The organism is Vibrio ordalii ATCC 33509 (genome assembly GCA_000257205.1).
In the GTDB taxonomy this organism is placed as follows: Bacteria; Pseudomonadota; Gammaproteobacteria; order Enterobacterales; family Vibrionaceae; genus Vibrio; species Vibrio ordalii.
This window is the reverse complement of sequence record AEZC01000004.1, coordinates 1-659: the sequence shown is the minus strand read 5'-3', so window position 1 is coordinate 659 and position 659 is coordinate 1. Positions and strand designations below refer to the sequence as shown.

Annotated in this window: 1 protein-coding gene; it reads right to left on the bottom strand. The window is 45.4% G+C overall.

Going from position 1 to position 659, the window contains the following annotated elements; genetic code table 11:
• Window positions 1-121: 121 nt before the first annotated feature.
• On the bottom strand, window positions 122-659 hold a 538-nt coding region (locus VOR_RS16450; RefSeq protein ID WP_010316908.1), incomplete at its 5' end, for a GMC oxidoreductase.

The following is a 659-nucleotide window of genomic DNA, read 5'->3' as shown; positions in this document are numbered from 1 at the left end:
TTCAAACAAGGTTTGCCATTCTTGGTTGGTGCGTCGTTTTGCCATTTCAGATCTCCTTGAGGTTGGAGATTTGATCTTATGGCGGACTGAGGTTGATTAGAATGCGGTGTTTATGATGCGCTTACTCTGCATCACTCTGGTAATTGATCCCCGGACTCAATTCTCGGCCTCGGTATTTATCGAGCGCGGGCTGGTTGATGATTTCACGAGTAATACGAATCGCATCACGAAATTCTTGCCAATCTTGTTCTGTGGACATGTAATTAAACAAAATACTTGGATGTTGACGAGGATCTCGAGATAGCAGTTCGATCCGGCCGCGACTTGGGGATCGCATTGAGCCGACATGCGCTTGGAAACCGTGCTCTTTAACGGCGTTACTACCGTTGTAATTAATGGCCACCGGTAAAAAATGAAACTGGATATTGGGCCATGCAAATGAATCCCTAGTACGAATAAAGCCGCCAGCTTCAAAATGGTTACTAGCGCCAATTCCGGTTCCTTTCAATAACCATTCTGCTCCAATTTTGGGTTGATTCCACCATTGCAGTGAAGGATAAAGGGAGACGGGTTGTGTACAAGAATATTGCAGGTACATCTCTAAATGATCTTGAAGATTCTGCCCGACACCGGGTAAATCATGCACGAGAGGAATATCC